Source organism: Clostridia bacterium (assembly GCA_036562685.1).
Taxonomy (GTDB): Bacteria; Bacillota; Clostridia; order Christensenellales; family DUVY01; genus DUVY01.
In genome coordinates this window covers 1-3,678 of the sequence record DATCJR010000075.1, presented here as the reverse complement: position 1 = coordinate 3,678, position 3,678 = coordinate 1, and the positions used below count along the sequence as shown (strand labels likewise).

Below are 3,678 nucleotides of genomic sequence, written 5' to 3'. Positions count from 1 at the left end.
AAAATGACGTTAAAAGATCTAAAAGTTGGACAATGTTGCACAGTTGAAAAGGTTGCCGCACAGGGTATATTAAAAAGACGTTTTTTTGAAATGGGTATTACTCCTGGAACAGAAATCTATCTTAGAAAAGTCGCACCTTTAGGGGATCCTATTCAAATTTCGCTTCGAGGATATGAACTTAGCATAAGAAAAGCTGAAGCTGAAAATATCATTATCAAAAATATAGAGGATTAAGGAGTTTATCAATGTCTTACAGAATTGCTTTAGCAGGTAATCCTAACAGCGGCAAAACCACATTATTTAATGCGCTTACAGGCAGTAATGCTCATGTAGGAAATTGGCCTGGTGTTACCGTAGAAAAAAAAGAAGGTCTTTATAAAGGGAAAATATCAAAGGAAACTATTTCAATAGTTGATTTACCTGGTATATATTCTACATCTCCTTACTCACCAGAGGAAATAATAGCAAGAAATTACATAATTAATGAAAAGCCTGATGCTGTTATTAATATAGTTGATGCAACCAATCTTATACGTAATCTATATCTTACTACCGAACTTATCGAAATTGATATTCCAGTAGTTATTGCTCTTAATTTTGTGGATGTTTTGGAAAAAGAAAATATAGAATTTGATGTTGCTGTTTTGGAAAAAGCTTTGGGTGTAAAAGTTGTTCCTATTTCAGCGCATAGAAAAAAAGGTCTAGATGATCTAATGAAAGCAGTAATAGATGTAACTTCAAAAAAATCTATTGGCTCATCAATTCTAGAAAAATCATCAATAGGAAATGAAATAAATCAAATAATAGATATACTAGCTCAAAAAAAAGTATTTAGCCCTGTTTACTCTGCTATTAAACTCTTAGAAGGCGACAAGCCATTAGAAGATAATTTGCAATTAGACGATAATACAAAGCAATTTATCAATAATATTAGAGATTCATTATCAAAAGACCAGGACATTGAAGCTGTTGTAGCTGATCTGAGATATAATTATATTTCAAGTAATTGTCAAAAGGCTGTTAAAAAAGCAAAGCAGCTAAAAGAAATGTCCAAATCAGATAAAGCAGATAAAATATTAACTCACAAAATTTGGGGATTGCCTATTTTCTTCTTGATTATGTTTGCAATGTTCTTTTTAGTTTTTGGTGAGTTTGAAATAGGCAATGTTACTATTATGATGCCCGGTGTTTTGCTTGCGACTGGTGTAGAATGGCTCATTGGTAGTATAGGCGGATGGTTGACAGAGTTTTTGACTTATGTCAATGCGTCTGACTGGTCAATTGGACTTGTAGTTGATGGTATTTATGGCGGTGTAGGTGCCGTATTTGGATTTGCACCTTATATTTTGGTAATGTATCTTTTGATTTCAATTTTGGAAGCTACAGGCTATATGTCGAGAGCGGCATTTGTTATGGATAGAGCTTTTAGAAAATTTGGTCTTAGCGGAAAATCCTTTGTTCCTATGCTAATGGGATTTGGATGTAGTGTTCCTGCTGTAATGGGTGCACGTACTTTGGAAAATGAAAACGAAAGAAGACTTACCATTATGGTAACGCCCTTTATGTCATGCGGAGCTAAGTTGCCTATATGGTTGTTTATGACCGCTGCATTTTTTAAAGGAATGACCGCAACTTTAGTAATCTTTGCTATTTATGTATTAGGCATTGTAATGGCGATAATTACAGGTTTGATATTTAATAAATTTGTATTCAAAAAACATTCATCTCCTTTTATTATGGAAATGCCGGCTTACCGTGCTCCTGATATAAAAACTTTATTAAGAATTCTTCTTGATAAATTAAAGGGTTTTGCCAAAAGAGCTGGAACAATCATCTTACTTTCATCAATAATTATATGGTTTTTACAGTCGTTTAATTTTTCGTTTAAGATGGTTGAAAATCCAGACGACAGCATGATGGCGGCTATTGGCGGAGTTTTAGCTTATATCTTTAAACCTTTGGGTTTTGGTGTATGGCAGGCTGCGTTTGCGATTCTAAGCGGTTTTATAGCAAAAGAAGTGGTAGTATCTACCTTTGGTACCTTGGCTGGAGTAGGAGATCCTTTGGAAGATGAAGGACTCATGGAACAAGTAAAAACATGGATAACGACTGCTGGAATTTTTGTTTCACCGTTGTCAGCGTTTTGCTTCATGGCTTTCAATCTTTTGGCTCCTCCTTGTCTTGCAGCAATTGGAACAATTTCTCAAGAAGTTAAATCAAGAAAATGGACAGCAATTATCTTGCTTTATCAGCTTGCAATTGCGTATATAGTTTCATTGCTGATTTATGGAATAGGTAATTTAATAATGCTTATATTTTAAAACATAAACAGCATAATAATTAGTAGGAGATTTCTATGACAGCAGCAGATATTGTAATATTGATTTTGGTTTTGCTAAGTGCAATAGGTATAATTACTTATTTGGTATTAAATAAAATTAAGAATAAAAAGTCAGGAATAAGAAGATGCCCGGGCTGCGATGCATGCAGTTATATCAAAAAAAAGAAAGACCTAAAAAAATAATCTACTAATATCAAATAAAAAAGAGAGTATAGTAAATGTACTCTCTTTTTTATATTTACTTTTTCAAATTTGACCAAAGAACTATTGCAATTTGAACAGGGACACCCAAAATAAATACCAGCCAAATATTATATTGTATAAGTTGAATATAAAGACTTCCAAGGGCTGTCCAAACCATACAAGAAATAAAAATAAAGGTATTTTTTCTTTTTCCCCAAATACTATTAAAAATAATTGCAACAATTAAAGAAGTGGGTATAGCCCATACAAAAACTTGCCAAAATATATATGAGAAGAACAAATTTGAGTAAACGAAAATTATAGTTGCCAAAAACCAAACCAAAGATATTGCAAGCAAAGTAATGGTGAGTTTGTTGCTGCGCTCTTTTTTGGTCATCATACGGCTTTTATCATGCATAGAGCCTTCAGTTATAAGATATTCAAAGGACACTCCATACATATCAGCTAATTGGCACAGCACGTCTATATCGGGCAATGTATCTCCGCGCTCCCATCTTGAAATTGCCTTGTCAGAATAATTAAGACGTTCTGCCAATTCAAGTTGAGTTAACTTATTTTGTTTTCTTAACTCTGAAAGATTTTGAGCTATTATTTGCTTAACTGGTTTCATGGCAATATTATATATAATTTTGTTGTGCAAATCAACTGTATTCCATCAATCTACAATTTGTAGAGTCAAAATTCTCAGGGTGAGAATTAATAGAAAGACCTCTCATCTTCTGTTTTTTAAGTGTATAGTTTTTACTAAAATATTATCTTGACTTACATAGAATACAAAAATAGAATTAAATTGTATTTATTATATCATTTATTTTTTAGGAGAATTAAAAAATGTTAAAAACAGCTTTAGACGTTTCGCTTTATTTATTTTTGGCAATCTGTGCCATTTTGCTTATTTTTTACATTCCCCGATTAAAGGGCTGGTTTGCTTCCTTCAAAAAGCAAAAGAGATTATTTAATGAAAAGAAAAATAACATTGCAGTAATCATACCTGCCAGAAATGAAAGCAAGGTAATTGGGGATTTGTTAGATTGTCTTAATCGTCAAACATATCCTAAAGAGCATTTTGGTGTTCATGTTATAGTAAAGGAAAGCAATGATCCTACTATAGAAATTGCCAAGAAATCAAATGC

At 32.6% G+C, this 3,678-nt stretch carries 5 protein-coding genes; 4 read left to right on the top strand and 1 reads right to left on the bottom strand.

Annotated features, from left to right (window positions below):
• Positions 1-3 precede the first annotated feature (3 nt).
• From VIL26_03285 to VIL26_03275, 3 genes are read left to right on the top strand one after another with little or no spacing between them, the layout of a single operon-like run.
• Positions 4-234, top strand: a complete 231-nt coding sequence (locus VIL26_03285; GenBank protein ID HEY8389955.1) for a ferrous iron transport protein A — start codon at positions 4-6, stop codon at positions 232-234.
• 11 nt (positions 235-245) lie between these two features.
• The gene (gene feoB, locus VIL26_03280) at positions 246-2,321 is read left to right on the top strand and encodes a ferrous iron transport protein B (GenBank protein HEY8389954.1); all 2,076 of its coding nucleotides are present in this window, start codon (positions 246-248) and stop codon (positions 2,319-2,321) included.
• A gap of 35 nt (positions 2,322-2,356) precedes the next feature.
• Positions 2,357-2,524: a hypothetical protein gene (locus VIL26_03275; GenBank protein ID HEY8389953.1), complete on the top strand. Its 168-nt coding sequence runs from the start codon at positions 2,357-2,359 to the stop codon at positions 2,522-2,524.
• 55 nt (positions 2,525-2,579) lie between these two features.
• Here the strand turns inward: VIL26_03275 and VIL26_03270 are convergent, their stop codons facing one another.
• Positions 2,580-3,155: a helix-turn-helix transcriptional regulator gene (locus VIL26_03270; GenBank protein HEY8389952.1), complete on the bottom strand. Its 576-nt coding sequence runs from the start codon at positions 3,153-3,155 to the stop codon at positions 2,580-2,582.
• A gap of 221 nt (positions 3,156-3,376) precedes the next feature.
• Between VIL26_03270 and VIL26_03265 the strand changes: the two genes are divergently transcribed.
• Positions 3,377-3,678: hypothetical protein (locus VIL26_03265; protein ID HEY8389951.1), on the top strand; the 302-nt coding region annotated here is incomplete at its 3' end.